The following is a 4,591-nucleotide window of genomic DNA, read 5'->3' on the forward strand; positions in this document are numbered from 1 at the left end:
CAGGTGGCCTGAATGATCTCAGAGGCGACAGATTTCTTGACAACTACCGTAACGGTGCCATTGCCCATGCTGGTGAACAATCCAGCTGCCTTTGATGACAGGCACATCGTTACCCAGGGCGTCGTGCGGAATTTCAACGACCCCCTTCACCTCACGCGGGTCGATCAGTTACCAGACGAATAACCTCTGCAGCTAAGCGACGCTATTAGCAACCTAACGTAGCAAGAGCGAATGATCTATCGCTATAAACTCACTGGCCTCATTTATTAATGATGCTGCCGTAAGTTGGGGAACACCATAAACCTCAACTTTTTTACCATGCTTAACGCGTATTTTGTTGACTAAAAGATCGAAGTCTCCATCGCCGGAGACTAATACAATAACATCTGCTTGCTCTGCATATTCCATTGCATCGAGAGCAATGCCAACATCCCAATCACCTTTCGCAGAACCGTCTGAGCGTTGGATGAAAGGTTTCAATTTTACATTAAAACCAATTGCTCTGAGTATATTTTGAAACTCCCGTTGCTTTTGGTCACCTCTATCGATGGCATAGCAAAAAGCAGCCACAACGTCTCTGTCAGTGGTTACTTGTGCCCAAAATTTGTTGTAATCAAAGTTTTTACCATACGCTTCTCGCACGGTGTAATAGACGTTTTGGATATCAATAAAAATCGCAACTTTGGTCATTATCTATAATCTTTTTTGTCGTTAGTGATGACGTCAATGTGACTCTTCGGCGAGCTGGCATAGTGTTTTTACTGCCGCTGGCTGGCGCCCCTTTTGCCAAGCAAGCATGAGATCCGTGGCTATTGGCAAGTCGTCTAATTCATAGGCGACAATGTCTTCATCGCCGAGTGCCATGATGCTCGGCATAATCGCATACCCCATTCCTGTTGCGACCAAACTGCGAATAGTGATGTCATCGCGACATTCCTGAACAGTATTGGGTACGAAGCCTACCTTCTGAAAGCACCTATCTAACCGGTCGAAGCTGCCAGGCGTTGAGGTTCGGCTAAACCGAATGAATGGCGCGTCGTGAAAATCCTTAAGCGAGGTCGGGGTAGTCGCTATGAGAGGGTGGCATCGACTGGTAAAGACCGCCATACGAAAACTGGCTAGTGGATAGTAATCTAGCCGTGGCTCATCTTCTCGTTCAATGAATAGAATGCCGGCATCGAGCCGACCCGCCAGAATCGCCTCTGCCTGAGGCCCCGACAACATTGATTCCAGCGTTAACTGTGTTGATGGATAGCGTGAACGGAATCTGCTGATGAGTGCTGTGATGCTGGGAATATAGGGATGTATGGTGCTAATCCCGAGTGAGAGACTTTCGCGGTAGCCATTGGCAATATCGCGTGTTTTCTTCGCGACACTTTCGAGTTCTGACAGTAGACGCTGCCCATTGGCATATAGGTAATGCCCCGCTTGGGTCAGAGATACCCCTTTGCGATCACGATAAAACAGGACTGCCCCGATATCGGCTTCAAGCTGATGTATCTGTCGCGTCAAGGCGGGCTGAGCGATCGGTATCTGCTTGGCTGCAGACGATATCGAACCCGCTTCGACCACCGCCAGGAAGTACCTTAGTTTTTTTGTGTCCATGTCCGCTCCCGGAGACGTCACGATGCGCGTCTCATTTCATACAGAAAATACAACTAAAGCCTCATCTCATAAAGGTATGACGCTATCGGGAAGAAGTATTTTATTCGTACTAAGCGTTACAACATACTCAAAAATAATCTGGCTAAGCGTATAGCGGCGTACGCGGCTCATGTTGCATAAGCATGTGTTATCGCAAACGTCAGATGGCGCATTTCTCCCAGGTTTACCACTTTACAACAAGGTTTTACCTCTCATGACGTTATCAGCCATTGAGCTTGAGAAAATGATCACGTTTCGTAGGGAGCTCCACCAGCACCCAGAGTTATCTGGTCAGGAGTCTATAACCGCTGAGCGTATTGCAATGATGCTACGTGACTTGGGGGTAGATGAGGTGCATGAGAAGATAGGCGGCCACGGTGTGGTCGGCGTCATCCAAGGCACCAGCACGGGGGCAACCGTTGGGCTTCGAGCCGACTTCGATGCCTTGCCACTCGAGGAAGCTAATCAGTTTTCGCATCGGTCCAGCCAGTCAAATGTAATGCATGCATGTGGGCATGACGGCCATACGGCAATGCTGATGGCTGCTGCTGCACAGTTGGCTAACCAGCGCCCAGCTCAGGGAAATGTCGTGTTGATTTTTCAACCCGCCGAGGAAATTGGTACTGGCGCTGAAGCGATGCTTGCGGAGGGGCTTCAGGAGAAATTCGCGCTTGATGCGATATTTGGACTACACAATTGGCCAGGTGTAGAGGCCGGGCGTTTTGTTATCCATGACGTCCCCCATATGGCATCAAGCGACGACTTTGAGGTGACGTTCCACTCCACGGGGGGGCATGGCGCAATGCCCCATCTCACAACGGACCCCATCGTCGCAGCCAGCCTATTTACAACCGCTATTCAACATATTGTCAGTCGTAATATTGACCCCCAGGACATCGCTGTAATTAGTCTGGGTAGCCTGCAAAGCGGTCATGCTAGCAATATTATTCCAGCGACTGCTCGGCTGACGGGTACCGCGCGCTGCTTTAAACCCGAGCTACGCAAACGCCTTGAGAGGCGGATTAGCGACGTGGCAGAAGGGGTTTCCAAGGCAACAGGATGCGACGTCACACTCGATTATGTTCCTTCAACGCCAGCGGTTGCCAATGACCGCGGTTGTGCCCAACTGTGCCGCGATGTGGTGGTGCAGCGTTGGGGGCATGAACAGCTGGTAGAGCACCCAGTCAGCATGGGAGCTGATGATATGGGAGCTTTTCTTACCCATATTCCAGGTGCCTATGCATGGATTGGTAATGGTTCAGGGCCACAAACACCGAAACTTCACCAGCCTGACTATGACTTTAACGATGCCATTCTGTCGATTGGAAGCGACTTCCTGACCAGTGTGGCAATGCAGTTTCTCGATAACCATCAATAAACTGGGGATACCCCATGACACCTCTCGAAAAAACAATGACACACGAGAATAGTTCACGACCAACATTTCGCTTCCCGCATATTTTTGTCGTGTTATTTAGCTTTATCTGTCTCGCTGCTTTATCAACCCACTTTCTTCAGGCGGGTAGCTATGAGCGTGTAACCAATGAGCAAGGGCGTACGGTTGTAGTGCCAGACAGTTATGCGGCGGTGGAAGCGCAAGAAGCTGGCTGGTTAAGTCCGTTCATGGCGGTCTTTGAGGGGATGGGGGAAGGCAGTAGCATTATCTTCTTTATTTTCATCTCAGGCGGCGCGTTTGGCGTGCTGAAAGCAACCGGGGTACTACAAAAAGTCGTTGCTAGTATCAGTAATGCGCTTACTGGGCGTGATCTCATTCTTATCCCTTTACTGATGCTTTTATTTGCGATGGGAGGAGCAACCTTCGGGCTCGCAGAAGAAACAATTGCCTTCATCATTATCCTCGCACCGTTACTGCGTATGCTGGGGTATGACTCTATTACGGCCGCAGCGGTGCCACTGGTAGGTGCTGGTGCCGGTTTCTCTGCAGCGTTTATGAATCCTTTTACCGTTGGCGTTGCCCAGGATATCGCTGAGCTCCCGATGTTTTCTGGAATGACTCTGCGGGCCTGTTACTGGCTAATATTCGTTAGCGTCAGTATTGCTTTCGTCACTCGCTATGCGGCCAAAGTCAAAGCTCACCCCGAAGCGAGCCTTGTCTTTAATAGTGACCGCCGCCAATTTGGCAAACCACAAGCCAATGAAGATCCTGGCGCGTTATCAGTTGCCGATAAACTCGTCCTCGCTGCTTTCGTAGGCACTATTCTGGTTATTGCCTATGGGGTGATACGCCACGGCTGGTATATCGGTGAGATGTCCGGCGCCTTTCTCTTGATGGCTATTTTAATCGGTGCATTTGCGCGTATGAACCCGAATAAAATTGCCGACCATTTTGTTGAAGGCATTCAGGAAATTGCGATGGGGGCACTGGTAGTGGGCTTTGCCTTTGGCATCCTGGTGATTCTGAGAAATGGGGATATCCTAGATACCATTCTTTATCATCTCGAAGGGCTGCTGAGCGGAATGCCCGCGGTGGTTACTGCGGTATGTATGTTTTTTGTTCAACTTGTCCTGAACTTCTTAGTCCCTTCTGGCAGTGGCCAAGCAGCACTGACCATGCCTTTGATGGTGCCTCTTGCGGATCTTGTGGGAGTCACCCGTCAGACGGCTGTTCTTGCGTTTCAGTTTGGTGATGGTATCTCCAATATTCTTACCCCAACGTCGGGATATTTCATGGCAGGGCTTGCAGTGGCAGGTGTGTCGTGGAGTAAGTGGATCAAATGGATACTTCCATTAGCGATTCTTCAACTAGGTATGGCAAGTCTCATGATTGCGCTGGCTCAGATCTTTTCCTGGACATAAATAAGGCATCAATAATGCGTATTAACAAAATCACGGTATATGGTGTACGTCTTCCGCTTAAACAACCATTTAAGAGTAAGCGTTCATCCTACGACGTAGTTGACCTACTTCACGTCACGCAGAGGCCTAA

The 4,591-nt window shown here is 49.6% G+C and carries 4 protein-coding genes; 2 read left to right on the forward strand and 2 right to left on the reverse strand.

Going from position 1 to position 4,591, the window contains the following annotated elements; translation table 11 throughout:
• Positions 1 to 213: 213 nt before the first annotated feature.
• Both ACTH5D_RS17315 and ACTH5D_RS17320 read right to left on the reverse strand, forming a co-directional pair.
• Positions 214 to 690: an NYN domain-containing protein gene (locus ACTH5D_RS17315; RefSeq protein WP_193061150.1), complete on the reverse strand. Its 477-nt coding sequence runs from the start codon at positions 688 to 690 to the stop codon at positions 214 to 216.
• Between the two features lie 33 nt (positions 691 to 723).
• Positions 724 to 1,605, reverse strand: coding sequence for a LysR family transcriptional regulator (locus tag ACTH5D_RS17320; protein ID WP_193061149.1), 882 nt, complete (start codon positions 1,603 to 1,605; stop codon positions 724 to 726).
• A gap of 253 nt (positions 1,606 to 1,858) precedes the next feature.
• Here ACTH5D_RS17320 and ACTH5D_RS17325 point away from each other — a divergent pair, with 253 nt between their 5' ends.
• Complete coding sequence (locus ACTH5D_RS17325) at positions 1,859 to 3,022, forward strand: M20 metallopeptidase family protein (RefSeq protein WP_193061148.1); 1,164 nt, start codon at positions 1,859 to 1,861, stop codon at positions 3,020 to 3,022.
• 14 nt (positions 3,023 to 3,036) lie between these two features.
• Positions 3,037 to 4,461 (forward strand): YfcC family protein, encoded by a 1,425-nt coding sequence (locus ACTH5D_RS17330; RefSeq protein ID WP_441673414.1) that lies wholly within the window; start codon positions 3,037 to 3,039, stop codon positions 4,459 to 4,461.
• Positions 4,462 to 4,591: the final 130 nt, after the last annotated feature.

The sequence above is a fragment of the Halomonas sp. genome (assembly GCF_052095695.1).
Taxonomy (GTDB): Bacteria; Pseudomonadota; Gammaproteobacteria; order Pseudomonadales; family Halomonadaceae; genus Vreelandella.

Excerpts from the sequence above, each read along its gene's own strand:
- ACTH5D_RS17320 (WP_193061149.1), bottom strand. The coding sequence starts at position 1,605 with ATGGACACAAAAAAACTAAGGTACTTCCTGGCGGTGGTCGAAGCGGGT.
- ACTH5D_RS17325 (WP_193061148.1), top strand. The coding sequence starts at position 1,859 with ATGACGTTATCAGCCATTGAGCTTGAGAAAATGATCACGTTTCGTAGG.
- ACTH5D_RS17315 (WP_193061150.1), bottom strand. The coding sequence starts at position 690 with ATGACCAAAGTTGCGATTTTTATTGATATCCAAAACGTCTATTACACC.
- ACTH5D_RS17330 (WP_441673414.1), top strand. The coding sequence starts at position 3,037 with ATGACACCTCTCGAAAAAACAATGACACACGAGAATAGTTCACGACCA.